We start from the raw sequence: 21,193 nt of genomic DNA, 5'->3' as shown, positions 1-21,193 counted from the left end.
TCAAGATACAAATAATGCACAAAAATGGTGCGTAATTTTAAGAATGTTAAAGCTGATTTGTGATGTTTTTTAAGTTTATTTATATGAAATATAAGAACTTTATATGTTAATTGTATTGTTTGGCATATTTTTTGCTTAAATGGTGCATGAGTTGAGTTAATTGTCCTTATTTTGGAGCAAAGAGATTCAATGTGGGCGTAATAGCTTCCAGTCCAGACACGACCAAAGTGTCACGCAGAAAAAGCATATTTTTGTCACAAAAGTAATGCAAGATTAGTCTAAAAAAGGCTATTCTTGAGAGCTGTCTGCGCGCTTGCTGCGAGGTCTGAGGCCTAAGCCGCCAAGGGAATTTGAAATATGTAATGCTCATTCGAGCAATGTTGAAAAGAAGGGTACGCTATGCACATGCCATCGCCAAATACTGTAGCTCCCGCTCAAGGTTTATATCAACCTGATGAGTTTAAGGATAACTGTGGATTTGGGCTTATTGCCCATATGCAGGGAGATGCCAGTCATCACCTTGTGAAAACTGCAATTCATAGTTTAAGTTGCATGACGCACCGTGGTGGGATTGCCGCCGATGGTAAAACCGGAGATGGATGTGGCTTATTATTAGCCATGCCCAAAGCCTTTTTCCGCGAAGAAGCCAAGAAACTCAGTGATGTAACTTTAAGCGAAATTTTTGCTGTAGGTACTGTTTTTCTAAATATTGACCCTGCTTTAGCGCAACATTCAAAAAATGTGCTCACCAAAGAGCTGGATGATGAAGGCTTACGAGTACTGGCTTGGCGTGTTGTGCCAACCAATACCGAAGTACTTGGTGAGATTGCATTACAATCTTTGCCTGTATTTGAACAAGTGATTGTAAACTGCCCAATGGGTGTGAGCGAAGTTGAATTCAACCGCAAACTGTTCATGGCACGCCGTCGTGCAGAAGAAAAATTATATAATGATGCTTCATTTTATGTAACAACATTAAGTTCAAATGTCATTAGTTATAAAGGTTTAATGATGCCAGCAGCAATTGCTGACTTCTATACAGACCTTGCCGATGAGCGTTTAGAATCTCATATTGTCGTATTCCATCAACGCTTCTCAACCAACACATTACCGCGTTGGCAATTGGCTCAACCATTCCGTTATTTAGCTCATAATGGTGAAATTAATACCATTACTGCAAACCGTAACTGGGCTTTGGCGCGTACTCCAAAATTTGAAAACCCGTTATTGCCAGGTTTAACAGAGCTTAATCCGCTAGTGAACTTGACAGGCTCAGATTCTTCAAGCCTCGATAATATGCTTGAGATTCTGGTTGGCGGTGGTATGGACTTGTTCCGTGCATTGCGTATGCTTGTACCACCAGCATGGCAAAACGTTGAAACTTTAGATGCAGACTTACGTGCATTCTATGAGTTTAACTCAAAACATATGGAAGCATGGGATGGCCCAGCAGGTCTTGTAATTCAGGATGGTCGCCATGCGATTTGTATGCTTGACCGTAACGGTCTACGCCCAGCACGTTGGGTGATTACCAAAAATGGTTACATGACTCTTGCATCAGAAATTGGGGTTTGGGACTACGAACCTGAAGATGTGATTTCAAAAGGTCGTGTAGGACCTGGTCAAATCTTGGTGATCGACACTGTTACAGGTAAATTGCTTGAAACCAGTGATGTAAACAACCACCTGAAAAAAATGCGTCCATACCGTCAGTGGTTACGTGAAAATGCGGTGCGTTTACAAGGTAGTCCAGAGCTTGAAGAGCATTTAAGTAATAAAGGCTTAACAGGTGACCAGCTGAAAGCGGCGCAAAAAATGTTTATGGTCACTTTTGAAGAACGTGATCAGTTATTGCGTCCGATTGCAGAAAGTGGTCAGGAAGCTGTCGGTTCAATGGGGGATGATACCCCAATGGCAGTATTGTCACGTCAAGTGCGCCATGTATCCGATTTCTTCCGTCAGCAGTTTGCTCAGGTGACTAACCCGCCAATCGACCCATTACGTGAATCGATTGTGATGTCGCTTGAAACTTGTATGGGACGTGAGCAAAACGTATTTGAACAAAGCCCTGAACATGCTGATCGTTTGATCATCTCAAGCCCAGTGCTTACAAATTCAAAAATGCATCAGTTGCGTACTTTAGGTCGTAAAGGTTACGAGATTGCTGATATCGACCTGAACTATCCTGAATCTGAAGGTTTGCAAGCTGCGATTACACGTATTTGTGAAGAAGCGGCACAGGCTGTTCGTAACGGTAAAACTTTATTGGTGATTTCGGATAAGAAAATCCGTGAAGGTTATTTACCAGCCAATGCTGTGTTAGCAACAGGTGCGATTCATCATTACTTAAGCAAAACAGGTTTGCGTACCGATGCGAACTTGATTTTGGAAACTGCAGTTGCACGTGACCCGCATCAGTTTGCGGTGATCTTGGGCTTCGGTGCAACAGCGATCTATCCATATTTGGCATATGATGTGATCAATGACTTGGTTGCAAAAGGCGAGTTGCTCGGTGACCCAATTCACGCACAAGCCAACTTCCGTAAAGGCATTGAAAAAGGCTTATTGAAAGTTCTCTCTAAAATGGGGATTTCAACCGTTGCATCTTATCGTGGTGGTCAATTGTTTGAAGCAGTTGGTTTATCTCGAGAAGTTGTGGATCAGTGCTTTACAGGTGTACCAAGCCGTATTCAGGGTGCAACATTTGTTGATCTTGAAAATGACCAGAAAAAACTGGCTGATTCGGCGTGGAAAAACCGCAAGCCAATTGACCAAGGCGGTATGTTGAAATTCGTATTTGGTAAGGAATATCACGCGTTTAACCCAGACGTGATCAATGCCTTACATAAGTCTGTACGTTCAGGTAAATACGAAGACTTTAAAGAATATGCAGAACTGGTAAATAACCGCCCAGTCACAACGATCCGTGACTTATTCAAGTTAAAAACCACGAACTCGATTACACTGGACCAAGTTGAATCGGTTGAAGAAATTCTTCCACGCTTCGACTCAGCGGGGATGTCTTTGGGTGCATTGTCTCCTGAAGCGCATGAAGCGATTGCGATTGCCATGAACACCATCGGTGGTCGTTCGAACTCGGGTGAAGGCGGTGAAGATCCTGCACGTTACGGCACGATTCGTAACTCGAAAATCAAACAGATCGCGTCTGGTCGTTTTGGTGTAACACCTGCATATTTAACTTCAGCAGAAGTGTTGCAAATTAAAGTGGCGCAAGGTGCAAAACCAGGTGAAGGTGGTCAGTTACCAGGTGGTAAAGTCAACAGTCTGATTGCGCGTTTACGTTACTCTGTACCAGGCGTGACCTTGATTTCTCCGCCACCGCATCATGACATTTACTCAATTGAAGATTTGTCACAGCTCATCTTTGACTTAAAACAGGTCAATCCAAAAGCGATGGTATCAGTGAAACTGGTATCTGAACCGGGCGTGGGTACGATTGCCGCAGGTGTTGCGAAAGCTTATGCTGATTTCATTACCATTTCAGGTTATGACGGTGGTACAGCAGCATCACCATTGTCTTCAATTCACCATGCGGGTTCTCCATGGGAATTGGGTCTGTCTGAAGCGCATCAAGCACTTCGTGTAAACGACTTGCGTGGCAAAGTACGCGTACAAACTGATGGTGGTTTAAAAACTGGTCTTGATGTTATCAAGGCAGCAATTTTGGGTGCTGAGAGCTTCGGTTTCGGTTCAACACCAATGATCGCTTTAGGTTGTAAATATCTACGTATTTGTCACTTGAACAACTGTGCAACTGGTGTCGCAACTCAACAAGATCATTTACGTCAAGAGCACTATATTGGCGAACCAGAAATGCTCATCAACTTCTTCAAATTTATTGCTGAAGAAACGCGTGAATGGTTGGCAGCACTTGGCGTTGCTTCACTGAAAGACTTGATTGGTCGTGTTGACTTGCTTGAAGTGTTGCCAGGTGAAACAGATAAACATGCACACCTTGATTTAAGTGCATTGTTGACTTCACATCCATCGGCTGAAGGTAAAGCACAGTATTGCCAAGTTCAGGGTAATGAACCTTTCGATAAAGGTGTATTGGCTGAGAAGATGATCACTGAAACGCTTCCTGCGATTGAGTCTGGTCTAGGCGGCGAGTTCTCTTATACAGTCAGCAACTGTGACCGTTCGATTGGTGCACGTTTATCTGGCGAAATCGCACGTCGTTATGGTGATTTAAGTATGGAAGCACATCCTGTCATCTTGAACTTGACAGGTACAGCAGGTCAGTCTCTCGGTGTTTGGAACGCAGGCGGCTTACATATCAAACTTGAAGGTGATGCTAACGACTATGTTGGTAAAGGTATGGCAGGCGGCCGTGTGTCGATCTTCCCACCAAAAGGTTCACCATTCCAGACCCAAAATACCGCAATCATTGGTAACACTTGTTTGTATGGTGCAACGGGCGGTAAATTGTTTGCAGCAGGTACTGCAGGTGAACGTTTCGCAGTACGTAACTCAGGTGCGTTTGCGGTAATTGAAGGTGCAGGCGACCACTGCTGTGAATATATGACAGGTGGTATCGTAACCGTACTGGGTAAAGTGGGTCATAACTTCGGTGCAGGTATGACAGGTGGTTTTGCTTATGTACTTGACCTTGACAATGACTTTGTAGACTACTATAACCACGAGTTGATTGACTTGACTCGTATTTCAACCGAATCGATGGAAGATCATCAAGAGTTCTTGCTTCGTATTCTGGATGAGCATATTGCTGAAACAGGTAGTGCTTGGGCGTATAAGATCCGCAATGAGTTTGATTTCTACAGTCGTAAGTTCTGGTTAGTGAAACCAAAAGCTGCCAACTTCCAGACTTTGTTGAAAAAAATGAAAGCTGATCCTCAATAATTCCACTACTCAAGATTGATAGGTCGGTGTGATTAACCAAGTAGGTTATTCACACTTGCCCACGGAGAGAACAATGGCAGAGCGCCTAAATAATGACTTTCAATTTCTGGATGTAGCACGCCAAGATCCAGAGAAAAAAGATATTACTGTCCGCAAAGCAGAGTTTGTGGAAATTTATAAGCCATTTACTGCGGAAATTGCCCAAAACCAAACACACCGTTGTTTAGGTTGTGGGAACCCGTACTGTGAATGGAAATGCCCAGTGCATAACTATATTCCGAACTGGTTAAAGCTGATTTCTGAAGGTCGTATTTTTCAAGCGGCGGAATTGTGTCACCAAACCAATACCTTGCCAGAGGTTTGTGGTCGTGTTTGTCCACAGGATCGTTTATGTGAAGGGGCATGTACCCTCAATGACGGTTTTGGTGCAGTAACCATTGGTAATGCTGAAAAATATATCAATGACACCGCCTTTGCTTTGGGCTGGCGTCCAGATATGTCAAGCGTGAAATGGACTGACAAAAAAGTTGCCATTATTGGTGCAGGACCAGCAGGTTTAGGCTGTGCGGACATTTTAGTGCGCAATGGTGTAAAACCTGTTGTATTTGACAAGCGCCCTGAAATTGGTGGTTTGCTGACTTTTGGTATTCCAGAATTCAAAATGGAAAAAGACGTCATGAAACGTCGCCGTGAAATTTTCCACGGCATGGGTATTGATTTCCGTTTAAATACCGAAATTGGTAAAGATGTCACGATTGCTCAATTACTTGAAGAGTACGATGCTATCTTCATGGGCATGGGAACCTACACCTATATGAAAGGTGGTTTCCCTGGTGAAGACCTTGAAGGTGTGCATGACGCACTTGATTTCCTAATTGCCAATGTGAATCGTTGTCAAGGTTGGGAAAAAGATGCGGCTGAATACATCAGTATGGAAGGCAAGAAGGTGATCGTACTGGGTGGTGGTGACACCGCGATGGACTGTAACCGTACTTCGATTCGTCAAGGCGCAGCTGAAGTTACTTGTGCATACCGTCGTGATGAAGCGAACATGCCAGGTTCGCGTCGTGAAGTGAACAATGCGCGCGAAGAAGGCGTAAACTTCCTGTTTAACCGTCAACCAATTGAAGTTGTCGGTGAAAATGGAAAAGTAACGGGCATTAAAGTTGTGACAACGCAATTGGGTGAACCTGATAGCCGTGGTCGTCGTAGCCCAGAACCAGTGCCAGGTTCAGAAGAAATTCTACCTGCAGATGCAGTCCTGTTGGCATTTGGTTTCCGCCCAAGCCCAGCTGACTGGTTTGATGATGTCAGCATTGCGATGGATGGTTCAGGTCGTGTGGTTGCTGCTGAACAGCAGGAATTCAAATTCCAGACTTCAAACCCGAAAATCTTTGCAGGTGGTGACATGGTGCGTGGTTCTGACCTTGTTGTGACCGCGATTTGGGAAGGTCGTCAGGCAGCAGAAGGTATTCTAGATTATCTTGATGTTTAATTAGCATCAAATCTGAATATCATCAAAACCCCAATTTCGATTGGGGTTTTTTGTGTCTATAAAAAAGTGGCTGTTGATAAAATAATCACATACAATAAATTGAAAATATTAAATAACAATAATACGGATATGACATATGAGCTTAATCAAACGAATGGCATTGACGATCTTGCTCGCCACCACGCTACTGGTTTCAGGCTGTGGCTATAACAGCTTGCAGGCCAAAGATGAGGCGGTCAATGCAGCATGGTCAGAAGTTGAAAATCAGTATCAGCGCCGTGCCGATCTTGTGCCAAATCTGGTCAATGTGGTGAAAGGCTATGCCAAACATGAAAAAGATGTTTTGGTCCAAGTCACACAAGCACGCGCCAGTGTGGCAAGTTTAAAAATCGATGCGCAAACCTTACAAGACCCAGCCGCTTTTCAAAAATTCCAACAGGCGCAAGCTCAACTTGGTTTAGCACTCTCACGTTTAATTGCAGTCTCAGAAAACTATCCTGATTTAAAAGCCAATCAGCAATTTTTGGATTTGCAGGCGCAACTCGAAGGAACTGAAAATCGCATAGCAGTCGCGCGTAAACGCTATATTTCAACTGTGCAGGATTACAATACCTATGTACGTCAGTTTCCACAATCATTAACAGCAAAAGTGATCGGCATGAAAACTCGCCCTAACTTTAGTGCTGAAACAGGGGTAGACAAAGCACCAACAGTTTCATTCTGATTGAGAAGGTGGCCGCGATGTTGCAGATCAGCCGAATATTGTGTTTATGGATGCTTATATGTTGGAGTAGCCAGCTCCTTTGGGCCGATGATTCTGCTATATCCGAAGCAAGTACGATTACCTTACCTGTACTGGATCAGCCTGTAATTGATCAGGCTCACGTATTGACAGCTACTGAGCAGCAAGCCTTAACCCAAAAGATTTTGACGGTATATCAGCAGCAGAAAGCGCAGATTGGCATTTTGATTGTTCCAACAACGGGGCAGCAGGATATCTTTGATTATGCCATGCGTGTTGCTGAACAGTGGAAATTGGGGCGAAGTCAGCAAGACAACGGTTTGTTGATGGTGGTTGCGATCAACGATCATCGTATACAAATTCTGACAGGTTATGGCTTGGAAGGTGTTCTACCCGATGTTGTGCTCAGTCGAATTATCCGTGAGCAAATAACCCCACTATTTAAACAGCAACAATATGCAAAAGGTATTCAGGCCGGTTTAGATGCCATTATTCAAATCCTGAATCAAGACCCAGAACTTGCGAAGCAAGCTGCTAACCAGTTAAAGCAACAGCATGCAGAAGCACTGCTTAAACAGCAATCCTATGCAAAAATGCTGTCTTATGTTGTGGTGATTCTTATCGTAGGTGTGGTTGCATCATTGATTGTTGGTGATGGGATTAGTGCAGTGCTAGCTGCGGTTGCAACTATTATTGCAGGTTGGGTTGCGAGCGTGGGGATTTTAATGAGCTTGGCAGCTGGAATAATTGTGTTTTTTCTACTCATTACTTCTCTGGCACAGCTTATTTTTCAATTTGGATTGTCTATGGCAACTGGTGGTGCAGGCTCACAAGGCGGTGGACGCTACCGAGGTGGTGGCGGTGGTTTTGGCGGTGGAGGAGCATCAGGTTCATGGTAATACAACTCAAGCGAACAGCCCATATTGTAACCTCGGCGAGATCTTTGCCTGCCTCGAGAAGCCTTAGACGTTGGTTGAAACATCTTTTTTATGTCTCAATGCGTTCTGAGTATTTTTCTACGCAGGATCGTGAGCAAATTACCCATGCTGTACAGCAGGCAGAGCTAGGGCATAGCGGAGAGATTCAGGTGGTGATCGAAGCTAGGTTGCCTAGTCATTTGGCCTATCGGTATACGACTTATAATCGAGCATGTCAGCTATTTGCTGAGCTAGGTGTTTGGGATACTGCATTGAATAGTGGTGTGCTCTTATACTTGAATTTATGTGAGCGACGGGTTGAATTGCTTTTTGATCGTGGTTTACAGCAAGCCGCTTCTCAAGAAGTGTGGGATCAGATTTGTAATCAAATGATTGAGCTAATTCAACAGGAGCAATATTTGAAAGCTATACAAATTGGAGTGGAGCAGATCGGGAAAATTTTGCAATATTTTTATGCTCAGCAATCTACTGTTACAAATTTGAATGAATTAGCAGATGAACCTATTTTGTTATAATTTTTTATATTTTTGATTAAAATTTAATCAAAAATATAAAAATAAAGTATTAATTGACAAAAAATGTCACTTTTTGCTTTGTAAGTGCTATAAAAATGCCAAATTCTAAAGATTAAAAATAGAACAAAAAATTAAATCTTTTAAAATCAAGGCTATTAAAAAGTTGGCATAGTCTGTGCTATGATTAATGGACGAACAAATTGTATAAGTAAATTATACAAACAAAATAACTTCCATGATTTTCGGAGAATGTTGATGAACGCTCAAAAGGGTTTTACTTTAATTGAATTGATGATCGTTGTTGCGATCATTGGTATTTTGGCTGCGATTGCGATTCCTGCATATCAAAGCTACATTGCTAAATCTCAAGTAACTCGTGCCGTAGCTGAATTGGGTGCATTGAAAACTGCTTATGAAGACTGTTTGAATAATGGTCAAACAGCGACTGGCGCATGTCAAATTGGCTGGACTGGTTCTAACATTCAAAAATTATTAATTCCAGCGAACGTAGCTGTTAAAACAGCTGCACCAACAAATGCTGGAACTGCATTAACAACAGCGGGTGCTATTGAAGGTCAATTTGATGCTCAAAATGGTGGCGCTTCTTCTACGTTAGATGGTAACAAAGTTCAGTGGAACCGTACAGCTTCTGGTACTTGGACTTGTACTACAAATGCTGCTAGTAAATATGCGCCTGTAGGTTGCCCAGTTGGCGGTACAGTTAGCTAATTATTGATTAACATAAAAAAAGAGTGCTTCGGCACTCTTTTTTAATTGCAGTAACTTTTTGGCATTATATACTGGACAGCATTCACTTCTGAGGAATCTGCTATATGCAAGCCTTACAAAATAATAAATTAATATTGAGTATTTTTTTAGTTTTAACTGGGGTGGTGTATTGGATTTATAGTCAAGGGTTTACAGGAGCCTTTTATTTTGATGACTTTCGTCCATTAGGAAATTTGCAACAGGTACATGATTTTCAAACAGAATTTCAGTATATCACTAATGAAACTTCAGGACCTCTAGGTCGACCAGTTGCCATGTTGAGTTTTTTACTCAATGTCGGAGATTGGCCTGATCATCCGCAAAATTTTTTTAGAATTAATACAATAATTCACTTGTTGAATGGATTAATTATCTATTTCTTAAGTTTGAAATTATTTAAACTTGTTAAGCCACAGTCAAAATATCAGGCTTTATTTGCGCTATTTACCAGTTTTTTTTGGCTTGTTTTACCTTTAAATGTGTCGACGTCTCTCATTGCTGTTCAGAGGATGGCAAGCCTGTCAGCAACTTTTGTTTTTTTAGGCGTATTGGCTTATTTGTATGCGCTGGATTATCAGGCTCAGCATCTAAAGAGAGGGCAATGGGTTGTTTATGTAGTTATTGCTATTTTTACCCTACTTGCAATCTTTACCAAAGAAAATGGCATATTATTGCCTTTATTTTTATTTGTGACTGAAATTACTTTATTTAAAAATCAAACAGAATATCAATATGGACGAAAATTACGTTTAGTTGTATTAGGTGGATGTTATTTTATTATTTTGGCTTATTTAGGTAGTTTACTGCCTCATATTGCAAATGCATATGCAGACCGTCCATATACATTTATCGAGCGTATTTCTACCGAGCCTCAAATTTTATTAGATTATTTACGCTTACTGTTTATTCCTGACATTTTTTCCTATAATCCTTTTCACGATAATTATCCGACCAATAGTTCTCTATTTGCAACATTTTATAGCGGTTTGAGTGTGGTATTTTGGTTGGCTTTAGTCATTTTAGCTGTAGTTTTTAGACAGAAGTTTACAGTTTTTAGTTTTGCTATTTTATGGTTTTTAACAGCACATATTTTAGAATCGACGATTGTTCCACTCGAACTATATTATGAGCATCGTAATTATGTCGCTGCTTTTGCAATATGTTTTTGTGTCGTATATTTAGTTACCACAATTCATGGTAAAAAGTCACAAATTTTTATGGCAGCATTTCTTTCAACATATTTAGTTATTTTGGCAGGTTGTTGTTATTTAGTGACAAAAACATGGGGTAATCAATATTATGCTGCTTATGCATGGCAATATAATCAAAAAGGTTCGATGCGTGCCACTGAACATTTGGCATTAAAATTGTTGGCAGATGGTAATAAACCTGATGCACTAATGTTTGTCAAAGAAAATACTAAGAATTGCCCTGATTGTTTAAATTCTTATGTACAACAGATGGTGATAGCTTGTTCAATGAATCTAAATAGTAGTGTACAAAGTGCACGCCATTATCTGTTGCAATACAATCGACCACTCCGCTCTGTTGCAGGTTTACCTTCAACTTTATCGAGTTTATTTGATATGGTAGAGAATAAGCAATGTAAATTGGTTGATTTGCAAACCCTGAAACAACTCAATCAAAAGTTCTTGCAAAGCCCAGAAGGTGGTATTAACACAGGCAATCATGTCGGCCTACATAATAACTTGTATATGATTGCTGTAGCGGAGAAAAATATTTCTGAACAAGAGCGTCAAATTAACCAGATATGGATGCTCTCTCATGATCCTTGGGTGGCTAATCTAAAATTAGAGTGGTTATTGCAGCAACATCAATATGATCAGGCGATTCATTTTGTACAAAAGGATTTATGCCCTTCGGTGAAGAACTCTACATCACCATTAGAACAAAGCTGTTTGCAAGCACCAAATAAAATTAAAAGAGCAATGATGAATGGTAAAAATTAGTGTCGTACTTCCTGCTAAAAATGAGGCTGGTGCAATCGGTCAAACTATTGAGCAAATTTTGGCACTACAGCTTGTTGATGAAGTAATCGTGGTAAATGATGGGTCGACTGATCATACTTTGCAAGTTGCAGAACAGGCAGGAGCGAAAGTGATTTCACATCCATATTCCAAAGGAAATGGTGCAGCGATTAAAACAGGTGCTCGCCATGCTCAAGGTGAGATTGTCATATTTATGGATGCTGATGGTCAGCATGACCCTGTCGATATTCCACGATTTATAGAAAAATTAGAACAAGGCTATGATTTGGTTGTTGGTGCTCGGCAAAAAGGTTCGCAGGCCAGTCTTGGACGTGGTTTTGCCAATGCTTTTTATAATAAGCTTGCAACCTATATGACAGAACATCAAGTAGAGGATTTAACATCAGGTTTTCGTGCTGTGCGTGCTGAAAAATTTCGTGAGTTTTTGTACTTGCTTCCCAATGGTTTTTCTTATCCGACTACCAGTACGATGGCTTTTTTTAGAGCAGGTTATTCAGTAACATATATACCAATTCATGCTGCAAAACGAATTGGTAAAAGTCATATTCATTTATTTAAAGATGGCACACGTTTTGTACTGATCATTTTTAAAATCGCAACACTTTATTCGCCATTAAAAATGTTCTTACCATTTGCACTGTTGCTTTTTGTTTTAGCTACTGGTTGGTATGGTTACACCTTGTATGAGTATAGACGCTTTACTAATATGAGCGCTTTGCTTTATACAGGTAGTACTATGATTTTCCTGATGGGACTGATTTCTGAACAAATCACGACGCTTATGTATAAAGATGATAAATAGAGGTTATCGGTGTTTAAAACCTTACAACAATTATGGGAAATACTGACACCACTCGATAAGCAAAAATTGCTTTTAGTGTTTTGCTTGGTCATTTTTATGGCAATGATTGAAGCGATTGGTGTAATTTCTATTATGCCTTTTTTGGCAGTCTTATCGAATGCTTCGGTGATAGAAGTTAATCCGTTGTTAAAGAAATTATATTTGTTAACAGCAGCACAGGATAATCGACAGTTTATTGTCTATTTGGGGTTTATTTCTTTATTTATTGTTGTTTTTTCTTCAGGCTTCAAGATAGTTACTCAATATGCACTCAATCGTTTTAGTAGTTTGCAGCGGCATTATTTTTCTACACGACTATTAAGAATTTATCTCAAACAAAAATATGAGTTCTTTATTCAGCGCAATAGCTCACTTCTTGTAAATAGTATTTTGAATGAAACGGATCAATTGGTTTGGAGTATGATCCAACCTGCATTGTTAATCTTGTCATATGGAATTGTAGCCTGTGCCATGGTTGCTATTTTATTGTTTTATGATCCCCTTATGGCAGTTTTGACAGCGATAGTATTGGTCAGTTTTTATCTGATGATTTATAAAATTGTGAAACAGCGATTAAATTTGATCGGAAAAACATTTGCTGAAGCGAGCCAACAACGTCATCAGTCCTGTCAGGAAGCGCTAGAGGGGATTAAAGATGTCATCATTAATCATGCCCAACAAGCGTATATTGATCAGTTTGAACATTATTCTCGGATTTTTTCTCGAAACCTTGCTACGAAAGATACTTTAGGGCAAATTCCTTTACATGTTGTAGAAACTGTAGCTTATGGATGCTTGATTATTCTTGCCATTACTTTGGTGATTTCAGGTAAAGATGTTGCTCATATTTTACCTGTCTTGGGATTATATGGATTTGCTGCATATCGGATGTTGCCAGCAGCACAAAATATTTATCGCTCAGTTACCCAGATAAAATTTTCTGAAAATGTTTTCAATAGTATTAAGCAAGAATTTGCGTTGGAAGAACTTATTCAACAGGAAGAAAACAAGTCAGGGTCCTTGGCTTTTAATCGAGAAATTCAGCTAAGAAATATTGAGTTTGCTTATCCTAATCGTTTGGATAAAAAGATTTTTACTGATTTTAATTTAACTATTCATAAAAATCAGAGTATTGGTATTGTGGGTAAGAGTGGTTGTGGTAAAAGTACCTTAATGGATATTTTATTAGGGCTGTTACACCCTCAGAAAGGGCAAGTTTATATTGATGATGTTCAACTTACTGATCGTAATCATGAAGCATGGTATCGGCTAGTTGGCTATGTTCCTCAAACTATTTATCTTGCAGATAAAACCATCGCTGAGAATATTGCTTTTGGTGTACCAACAGCTCAAATCGATATGGATGCGGTTATTAAGGCCGCTCAAATAGCGCAAATCCATGAATTTATACAAAGTAATTTGGAAGACTCTTATCAAACCATGATTGGAGAACGTGGTGTTATGCTGTCTGGTGGACAGCGCCAACGCTTGGGAATTGCAAGAGCCTTATATAAAGATCCAGAAATCTTATTTATGGATGAGGCCACTAGTGCATTGGATACTGAAACAGAATATGCAGTCAATGAGGCAATACGACAGCTTAATGGTAAAAAAACTCTAATAATCATTGCTCATCGGGAATCTTCAGTCAAAGATTGCCACCAGTTGATCCATTTCTAATGATTAAATTTGTGAATAGCATAAATATTGCTGCAATTACAGTTACCTATCATCCAGATCTGTCATTGTTAGAGCAGCAACTCTGTCAGCTTACAGAGTGTTTGTGGATTATTGTTGATAATGGCTCACAGATTGATGAAATCAAGCAGATAGAAAGTCTAATTCAGTGTCGAAACAACTGTGTGCTGATCCAAAATAAGTCAAATCAAGGTTTGGCAAAGGCACTCAATACAGGCGTAGATTATATAAAAACAAACTTTGAATCGGTTGAATTTTTACTCTTGCTTGATCAGGATAGTGCTTTTGATCGTGAAGCTATTAAAATATTACAAACTCATTTTTTACAATTAGAATATCAAAACAAACGAGTAGGTTGTGTTGGCCCAAAATTAATTGATTTTAAAACCCAACAGCAGCATGGGTTTCATTATATGCAGCACGGTTTATGGCAAAGAATTTACCCATCAGTAGAAGAAATCCAGCCTATAGCATGTACCAATATTAATGGTAGTGGCACATTTATGCGTTTAACGGTCTTTTGTGAATTGGGTGGTTTAAAAGAGGAACTTTTTATTGACCATATTGATACAGAGTGGTCTTTTCGTCTGATTGCTGCCGGTTATTTACTTTATGGGATCCCTCAGGCTGTTTTTGATCATCGTATGGGGGAAGACAGCTTTAAATTTTGGTTATTGGGGTGGCGAGTTTGGCCTTTACGTTCACCCTTACGTCATTATTTTTTATTTAGAAATACCATAAAATTATTGAAATTATCCTATATTCCATTAACTTGGAAATTTTGGGCATTAATAAAAATGCAAATCACGTTAATAGTGTATTTGGTTTTTAACCAACAGCGCAAAGAGCAAATTAGAATGATGCTTAAAGGTATTCATGAGGGATGGAGCAAGTGAAAGTTGGTGCCATTATTGTAACATTCAATCCCAAAATTTTCCCATTATCCAAGCTTATTCATACCTTAAAACAGCAAGCTGTCGAGATTATTATTATTGATAATAATTCAGAAAATAGAGCAGAATTGGATGCTATAAAGCATATTTATTTAGAATGTTTATCTCAAAATATGGGAATAGCAACAGCTCAGAATATTGGAATAAAAAAAGTTATTGCTTTAGATGTCGATTATGTTGTTTTTTTTGATCAGGATAGTGAAGTGGATTCTAATTTTATAGAGAATATAATGAAAAGTTATATACAGGTTAAAAATACCATAGATCCAATGATATCAATGATTGGACCAAAATTATTAAATATTAAAGAAAACTATTATTATAAAATGTATAAGTTGAATAATTTTGGGTTCAAGGAAAAAATAGATATTTCAAATATAATACTCCCCCAAAGAGTGGATTGCCTTATATCATCAGGTTCATTTTTGGCTTTGGATAGGCTAAAAGAAGTGGGGGAGATGAAAGATTCATATTTTATTGATTATGTTGATATTGAATGGAGTTTTAGGCATCTGTCTCAAGGTTATCATTTGTATGTTGCTCATAATGTAACAATGAAGCATCAAATTGGAGAGGAAAATATTTCGATTCCTTTTGGTAAAAGAATTATGATTCATCCACCATCTCGCCGATATTATCGGGTGCGCAATAGTTTCTTTTTATTAAAAGAATCTTATATTCCTAAAATTTATGCTCTCAATGAAATTGTTGGTGGGCTAATCTATCAATTGTGTATTATTGGATATTGTAAGAAACAAAAAAAAGAGCAGATAAATGCTCTTTTTCGTGCAGTTAGAGATGGCTTAAGATTTTTTTTTAAGCACACTTGAAATATTTGCAATATAGAAACGAATAGTATCTTTGATCAGAAAGATTTGATTTAGTCGATATAGTTTGAGATTTTCTTTTATAAGAAAAGCGGCGAGGTCTTGCCTAAGAAAAACATTTCGCTTTCTGATTTCAGCTTTATCAAGTGATTTGTGTGCTTGAGCAATAACACTATTAGAGTGATATCTAAAGTTATTTAAGCATTCGGAAGTATAGAAAATCTGTCCTTGAGTCAGCAGTTTCAGCCATAGCAACCAATCTCCATTGGTAAAGAGTTTTGAGTTTGCACCGCCTGTTGCAAGATAAGCTGTTTTTCTAAACAGGACTGCACTTGCATTAGGAATGGTGTTTTTGAAAATCAAAAATTTTTGAATATATGCTGAACCTAAAATACAAAAATCATTTTGAAAGAGATTTTTAAAATCAATTGAATTTGTCCAATCCAACCATGTTCCTGTAATTTCACCGACTTCATTCATGCGATTGGATTGGCTATATGCCAGTACTACATTATACTCATGTTCAAGTGGTGAAATTAGCTTTTCTAAAAAGTCTGTTGCTGCAATATCATCGGATTCAGCAATCCAAATATATTCACCTTGAGCATAATCAATGCCTGTATTCCATTGAATAAAAGTTGAGCCTGAATTTTTTGTATTGTAGATAATATGAGAAACTTTAGGATGGTGGCGGTATTGTTCGATTACATCTCTGCTTTGATCAGTTGAGCAGTCGTCTAAAATGATAATCTCAAAATTTTGGTAAGTCTGTTTTAAAATACTATCTAAGCGAGCATGTAGAAATTTATGATGATTGTAATTTGGAACAATAACAGATACTTTTATCATAATAATCTCTTTGAAAAATTAGGAATCAATGAGGTTGCTGATTTTGTTCCCCATATTTTTCCATGAAAAATTAGCAGCATAGCGCATACATTGTTGTTTTTCCAATATCGGATTTGATAGTGATGTAATAATTGCCTGAGAAAGAGCCTCATAATTTTGGTGATTGATTAAAAGGCCTGAGATTTGATTCTGAATTGCATCAACTACGCCGCCTGTTGCAAATGCAATGGTTGGTGTACCATGTGCCGCAGCTTCAATGGCAACCATACCAAAACCTTCAGGATCTTCAGGAATATGCTTTACTGGGAATACATGAAGATCCGCTAAGTAATAAAAACTCGATAATATTTCATCTTGGAAAATATTCCCTGTAAATATAACATGCTGTGCAATACCGTGTTTATTGGCTGTTGTCATAATCATTTCTTTAGATTGTAAGTTTTTATTGAGAGCTTGATTAGGAGTATCACCAATAATTACAAGAACCGTATTTGGATGAACACTAATAATTTTATGTAAGCAAAGGTCAAGGAATTCATTTATCCCCTTTCTTTCGGTTAATCGGCCTACCGAGATGAGAATTCTTTTATTATTTAGATTATATTTGTCTTTCAGACTCTGAATGAGTTTTTCATTTTTAGCTTTGGGTGGATAGGTCACACCAGGGTGAACAATGCTAAGTTTCGTTTGAGCAATCTGCTTTTGCACACATAACTGGTATGTTGGGCTGCTGTTTGCGATCACCTGATTGGCATGACGTATAAACGGAACCCAGAATAAGTTATAGATTTTATTGTTTGTGCCAATATCTAAGCCATGAATATACACAATACTTTTCTTTCTGAAGATCTTTGCTAGCAATACAACAATAGGTGCTGTTAATCCACTCCCTGCAAAGAGAATATCTACAGGTTGGGTTATACAGCAACATAAGGCACGGAAAAAACTAGAAATTAAAAAAAGCGGTAAAGGCTTTAATGGTGTTGCAAAAAAATCAATATTTTTAGGAGCAGTTGCTTCAGCAGCTTGATGGCTAATTAATGAAATGTGGTGCTGGCGCGAAAGTTCATCGGCAATATGCCAGTTTAGACGCTCCATACCTCCAATTAATGGAGGGAGGTTTCGTGTGACTATCAGAATATTTTTTTTCATCTGCAACTGATTACATGATAACTATGCTGTAGACAAAGAAAATATCATATAACGCGTTGTTGCTACTTAAATTTTATTTTCTGATTAAATAATAAAATATCCTTATTTTATAAAAAATATAGTGATTTTTTGTATAAAAAATATAAAATATGTGATGTTTATCACAGTTTATGACACTCTTATTATATTTTTACTTTAAAAATTTAGGGTAGATTAGATAAAAATCAATAAATAACCATATTTTAATTGTTTAGAACTTGAGAAAACTTTTAGGTTATTTTGTGGTTATATTTTACTCACATGTGATGCTATGTTAAATTTTAAGCATATGCTTGGGGATAACAATGAAAGGCTTTACTCTCATTGAATTAATTATTGTCGTAGCAATTATTGGGATTATGATGGTTGTTTCAGTGCCCATCTATCAAAGTTATATTGCACGCTCCCAGTTATCATCAGCTGTTGCTGAACTGAATGTTGCGCGTATTCAATATGAGCTTGTTGTTGAAGATGGTGCAACAAGTACTGATTTTACAACTGAAAATATTTTTTTGTCGCCTACGGCATCAAAATTTTGTACCTATTTCGCATATAGTGCTACAGGTGGTGTGGCTAACCCCGCATTAGAATGTAAGCTGAAAAATGTCTTATCCAGCTTGGTTGGTGAGTCAGTCTATTTGAATCGGCAACAAGATGGTACATGGTCATGTAGTACATCAAGTAATGTACCCGCCAATTTTAAGCCTAAAGAGTGTGCTTAAGTGCTAAAAGATAAAACCCGAGCAAGCTCGGGTTGAATATCTTGGTCAAACGTCCAGTTTAACTACATCCTTTGTTTGTCTTTCCATTGACAGCTCAGCATACAATCCATGTGTGAACAAATCCTTTGTCCGTTTCCATTTGCTGATGGCCCTATATTAATCGCTTGTATAAAATTACAGTAGACGCAAAAACCGTAAGATAATGTAAGTATTTTCCTACAAAGTTAGATTCATTGATCTGCTTTTAACTCATATTGTTGAATTTTGTGCGTCTTAAGTTTGATATTGCATAAAAAATGTCAGGTTGAAGCACATTGCAATAAAAAAGTGCAAAATCGCTTGCGTATAGGTGGGGTCTTCTATACAATGCGCCAATCGGTTGTAAACTGATACTTAAAACTTACTTTAAACCAGAAAGTAAGTTATGTTGATGCGGGATGGAGCAGTCTGGTAGCTCGTCGGGCTCATAACCCGAAGGTCGTTGGTTCAAATCCAGCTCCCGCTACCAAGATTCTTTCGAGAAGGCTCACATATAGGTGGGCCTTTTTGCACAATGGGCTTTGCTCGTTGTGACAGATGGGGCGAATTAACGCCCTTTTTTATTGGCGATCGTGTAGTGTCGACATCAATTGGTCAAAAAACCGTGTTTCACTACTAAAGGTTGTATCGGTGGTTCACCGATTGTTGTATTGCACAAAAATGACGAGAGTACATGAAACTATCAAATAAAACCCAAGCGTTACAAGATCTAATCGCACCTGCAGTTCATGCTTGTGGCGTTGACCTTTGGGGAATTGAATTTCTACCTCAAGGTAAGCGTTCTTTATTACGTATCTATATTGATAAACCAGCCGATGAAAATGCAGAACCTGTCATCAATGAAGATGGTGAAGTTGAGCATGGTCGTGGTGTCGGTGTAGAAGATTGTATCCGTGTGACCCAGCAGGTAGGTGCAATGCTGGATGTTCATGATCCGATTTCAGGTGAATATGCACTTGAAGTGTCTTCACCAGGTTGGGATCGTCCGTTTTTTCAATTGGCACAACTGCAAGATTATATCGGGCAACAAGTGGCTTTACGTTTAATCAGTGCTGTTGATAATCGCCGTAAATTTCAGGCAAAACTGGTTGCGGTGGATTTGGACGCGGAAACCATTCAGGTTGAAGTGGAAAAACAGCAGGTACTGGAAATCGATAGTCATAATATCGACAAAGCAAACTTAGTTTATCAAGACTAAATTATTAAGAAAATCTGAGATATAGGTGACTTATGGGTCGTGAGATTCTTACCGTTGCAGAGACGGTCAGTAATGAAAAAGGTGTAAGCCGCGAAGCCATCTTTGAAGCACTTGAACAAGCGCTTGTTGCTGCGACTAAGAAAAAATTCTACGAAGGCACAAATTCAGAAGAAGCACGTTTGCGCGTTGAAATTGACCGTAAAACAGGTGACTATCGCACTTTCCGCCAATGGGAAGTTGTAGCAGACGAAGATCATGAAATGCCTGCTTGCCAAGATGCAATTTCTGATGTTGATCCAGCGAAATGGTCAATCGGCGATATTCGTGAGCTTGAAGTTGAATCAATTGAATTTGGTCGTATTGCTGCCCAAATCGCGAAACAAGTGATTGTGCAAAAAATTCGTGAAGCAGAACGTGCGCTTATTGCTGATGCATATGCCGCTAAAGTTGGTGAGTTGATCTATGGTGAAGTGAAAAAACAAACCAAAGACGGCTTTATCATTGATTTAGGTGACAATGCAGAAGCATATTTGGCACGCGATCAAATGATTCCAAAGGAAATCTTGCGTCCAAAACAGCGTGTCAATGCGATTCTTTATGAAGTGAATCGTGAAGGTCGCGGTGCGCAGCTATTATTGTCGCGTTCACATCCTGATATGCTGATTGCTTTAATGAAAAAAGAAATTCCAGAAATTTCTGAAGAAATTATTGAAATCAAAGCAGCTGCACGTCAAGCCGGAGTCCGTGCTAAAATTGCAGTGAAAACCAACGACCATCGTATTGACCCAGTGGGTGCATGTATTGGTATGCGTGGTACGCGTATTCAGGCAGTTCAGTCAGAATTGAATGGTGAGCGTATCGATGTTGTGGTGTGGTCAGATGATCCAGCACAATATATTGCCAGCGCATTGGAACCTGCTGATGTATCAGGCATTGTCATTGATGAAGATGCAAAAACTGCAGATATTATTTTTGCAACCAGTGATCAGTTAGCACGTGCGATTGGCTCACAAGGTCAAAATGTACGTTTAGCTTCTGAACTAACTGGCTTTAAGCTTGATATGATGCTTGAAGATGAATACCGCTCACGCCAGCAAAACGAAGCGCAGCAATACCTAGACATGTTTGTAACCCGTCTGGATATTGATGAAGGCCTGGCGATGGCTTTGGTTGAAATGGGCTTTACTTCACTTGAAGAAATTGCTTATGTGCCTGCAGAAACTTTCGATGAAATCGATTTGGATGCGGACACAGTTGAGTTGTTACAAACACGTGCCAAAGAAGCCGCTTTAGCGGATGCACTGCAACAACAAGAAAATGTTCAAGAGCCAAGTGAAGCATTATTAAATATGCAAGGCATGACACAAGAGATTGCCTATGCACTTGCCGGTCGTGGCATTGTGACGATTGATGATTTAGCAGACCAAGCCACCGATGATATCGCGGATATTGAAGGTTTAAATGCTGAAACTGCAGGTCAATTGATCATGAAAGCGCGTGAATCATGGTTTAACTAGGAGGTGGTGA

The 21,193-nt window shown here is 39.1% G+C and carries 16 protein-coding genes and 1 tRNA gene; 15 read left to right on the top strand and 2 right to left on the bottom strand.

What is annotated here, in order from left to right; translation table 11 throughout:
* Nucleotides 1-405: 405 nt before the first annotated feature.
* The 11 genes from gltB to F975_RS14175 all read left to right on the top strand — a co-directional run bounded on the left by gltB (nucleotide 406) and on the right by F975_RS14175 (nucleotide 15,670).
* Entirely contained in the window at nucleotides 406-4,881 is a 4,476-nt protein-coding gene (gltB, locus tag F975_RS14225; protein ID WP_171063192.1) for a glutamate synthase large subunit, read from the top strand.
* A 73-nt stretch (nucleotides 4,882-4,954) separates the two neighbouring features.
* The gene (locus F975_RS14220; protein ID WP_004754537.1) at nucleotides 4,955-6,376 is read left to right on the top strand and encodes an FAD-dependent oxidoreductase; all 1,422 of its coding nucleotides are present in this window, start codon (nucleotides 4,955-4,957) and stop codon (nucleotides 6,374-6,376) included.
* Nucleotides 6,377-6,512: 136 nt separating this feature from the next.
* The gene (locus F975_RS14215; RefSeq protein ID WP_004754534.1) at nucleotides 6,513-7,100 is read left to right on the top strand and encodes a LemA family protein; all 588 of its coding nucleotides are present in this window, start codon (nucleotides 6,513-6,515) and stop codon (nucleotides 7,098-7,100) included.
* Nucleotides 7,101-7,117: 17 nt separating this feature from the next.
* The gene (locus F975_RS14210; protein ID WP_004754532.1) at nucleotides 7,118-8,017 is read left to right on the top strand and encodes a TPM domain-containing protein; all 900 of its coding nucleotides are present in this window, start codon (nucleotides 7,118-7,120) and stop codon (nucleotides 8,015-8,017) included.
* Nucleotides 8,011-8,571, top strand: a complete 561-nt coding sequence (locus tag F975_RS14205; RefSeq protein WP_004754530.1) for a TPM domain-containing protein — start codon at nucleotides 8,011-8,013, stop codon at nucleotides 8,569-8,571. Before F975_RS14210 ends, F975_RS14205 begins: the two co-directional genes overlap by 7 nt.
* Nucleotides 8,572-8,826: 255 nt before the next feature.
* Nucleotides 8,827-9,300, top strand: coding sequence for a pilin (locus tag F975_RS14200; protein WP_004754528.1), 474 nt, complete (start codon nucleotides 8,827-8,829; stop codon nucleotides 9,298-9,300).
* 104 nt (nucleotides 9,301-9,404) lie between these two features.
* Nucleotides 9,405-11,309, top strand: coding sequence for a hypothetical protein (locus tag F975_RS14195; RefSeq protein ID WP_004754526.1), 1,905 nt, complete (start codon nucleotides 9,405-9,407; stop codon nucleotides 11,307-11,309).
* Nucleotides 11,296-12,150 carry a glycosyltransferase family 2 protein gene (locus F975_RS14190; RefSeq protein ID WP_004754524.1) on the top strand — a complete coding sequence of 285 codons (855 nt, stop codon included), beginning with the start codon at nucleotides 11,296-11,298 and terminating at the stop codon, nucleotides 12,148-12,150. The genes F975_RS14195 and F975_RS14190 overlap by 14 nt, the downstream gene beginning before the upstream one ends.
* A gap of 9 nt (nucleotides 12,151-12,159) precedes the next feature.
* On the top strand, nucleotides 12,160-13,869 hold the full coding sequence (locus tag F975_RS14185) for an ABC transporter ATP-binding protein (RefSeq protein ID WP_004754523.1): 1,710 nt from the start codon (nucleotides 12,160-12,162) through the stop codon (nucleotides 13,867-13,869).
* 11 nt (nucleotides 13,870-13,880) lie between these two features.
* Nucleotides 13,881-14,783: a rhamnosyltransferase gene (locus tag F975_RS14180; protein WP_131388626.1), complete on the top strand. Its 903-nt coding sequence runs from the start codon at nucleotides 13,881-13,883 to the stop codon at nucleotides 14,781-14,783.
* Nucleotides 14,771-15,670 (top strand): glycosyltransferase family 2 protein, encoded by a 900-nt coding sequence (locus tag F975_RS14175; protein WP_051064844.1) that lies wholly within the window; start codon nucleotides 14,771-14,773, stop codon nucleotides 15,668-15,670. Before F975_RS14180 ends, F975_RS14175 begins: the two co-directional genes overlap by 13 nt.
* Here F975_RS14175 and F975_RS14170 read toward each other — a convergent pair.
* Complete coding sequence (locus F975_RS14170; RefSeq protein ID WP_004754517.1) at nucleotides 15,644-16,516, bottom strand: glycosyltransferase family 2 protein; 873 nt, start codon at nucleotides 16,514-16,516, stop codon at nucleotides 15,644-15,646. The genes F975_RS14175 and F975_RS14170 overlap by 27 nt on opposite strands.
* 18 nt (nucleotides 16,517-16,534) lie before the next feature.
* On the bottom strand, nucleotides 16,535-17,668 hold the full coding sequence (locus tag F975_RS14165) for a glycosyltransferase family 4 protein (protein WP_004754515.1): 1,134 nt from the start codon (nucleotides 17,666-17,668) through the stop codon (nucleotides 16,535-16,537).
* A gap of 344 nt (nucleotides 17,669-18,012) precedes the next feature.
* On the opposite strand from F975_RS14165, the gene F975_RS14160 reads away from it, so the two are divergent.
* From F975_RS14160 to nusA, 4 genes are all read left to right on the top strand, one after another.
* Complete coding sequence (locus tag F975_RS14160) at nucleotides 18,013-18,429, top strand: pilin (RefSeq protein WP_004754514.1); 417 nt, start codon at nucleotides 18,013-18,015, stop codon at nucleotides 18,427-18,429.
* A 431-nt stretch (nucleotides 18,430-18,860) separates the two neighbouring features.
* Nucleotides 18,861-18,937 (top strand) — tRNA-Met (locus F975_RS14155).
* Nucleotides 18,938-19,141: 204 nt separating this feature from the next.
* Entirely contained in the window at nucleotides 19,142-19,666 is a 525-nt protein-coding gene (gene rimP, locus F975_RS14150) for a ribosome maturation factor RimP (RefSeq protein ID WP_004754511.1), read from the top strand.
* A 32-nt stretch (nucleotides 19,667-19,698) separates the two neighbouring features.
* On the top strand, nucleotides 19,699-21,183 hold the full coding sequence (nusA, locus tag F975_RS14145; RefSeq protein ID WP_004754509.1) for a transcription termination factor NusA: 1,485 nt from the start codon (nucleotides 19,699-19,701) through the stop codon (nucleotides 21,181-21,183).
* The last annotated feature ends 10 nt before the right edge of the window (nucleotides 21,184-21,193 follow it).

This window comes from Acinetobacter brisouisimilis, from assembly GCF_000368265.1.
Classification (GTDB): domain Bacteria; phylum Pseudomonadota; class Gammaproteobacteria; order Pseudomonadales; family Moraxellaceae; genus Acinetobacter.
Note: the sequence above shows the minus strand (reverse complement) of the source record. Positions and strands in the feature narration are given on the sequence as shown.

Excerpts from the sequence above, each read along its gene's own strand:
- F975_RS14205 (WP_004754530.1), top strand. The coding sequence starts at position 8,011 with ATGGTAATACAACTCAAGCGAACAGCCCATATTGTAACCTCGGCGAGA.
- F975_RS14220 (WP_004754537.1), top strand. The coding sequence starts at position 4,955 with ATGGCAGAGCGCCTAAATAATGACTTTCAATTTCTGGATGTAGCACGC.
- F975_RS14195 (WP_004754526.1), top strand. The coding sequence starts at position 9,405 with ATGCAAGCCTTACAAAATAATAAATTAATATTGAGTATTTTTTTAGTT.
- gltB (WP_171063192.1), top strand. The coding sequence starts at position 406 with ATGCCATCGCCAAATACTGTAGCTCCCGCTCAAGGTTTATATCAACCT.
- F975_RS14215 (WP_004754534.1), top strand. The coding sequence starts at position 6,513 with ATGAGCTTAATCAAACGAATGGCATTGACGATCTTGCTCGCCACCACG.
- F975_RS14200 (WP_004754528.1), top strand. The coding sequence starts at position 8,827 with ATGAACGCTCAAAAGGGTTTTACTTTAATTGAATTGATGATCGTTGTT.
- F975_RS14160 (WP_004754514.1), top strand. The coding sequence starts at position 18,013 with ATGAAAGGCTTTACTCTCATTGAATTAATTATTGTCGTAGCAATTATT.
- F975_RS14190 (WP_004754524.1), top strand. The coding sequence starts at position 11,296 with ATGGTAAAAATTAGTGTCGTACTTCCTGCTAAAAATGAGGCTGGTGCA.
- F975_RS14170 (WP_004754517.1), bottom strand. The coding sequence starts at position 16,516 with ATGATAAAAGTATCTGTTATTGTTCCAAATTACAATCATCATAAATTT.
- F975_RS14175 (WP_051064844.1), top strand. The coding sequence starts at position 14,771 with ATGGAGCAAGTGAAAGTTGGTGCCATTATTGTAACATTCAATCCCAAA.
- nusA (WP_004754509.1), top strand. The coding sequence starts at position 19,699 with ATGGGTCGTGAGATTCTTACCGTTGCAGAGACGGTCAGTAATGAAAAA.
- F975_RS14210 (WP_004754532.1), top strand. The coding sequence starts at position 7,118 with ATGTTGCAGATCAGCCGAATATTGTGTTTATGGATGCTTATATGTTGG.
- F975_RS14165 (WP_004754515.1), bottom strand. The coding sequence starts at position 17,668 with ATGAAAAAAAATATTCTGATAGTCACACGAAACCTCCCTCCATTAATT.
- rimP (WP_004754511.1), top strand. The coding sequence starts at position 19,142 with ATGAAACTATCAAATAAAACCCAAGCGTTACAAGATCTAATCGCACCT.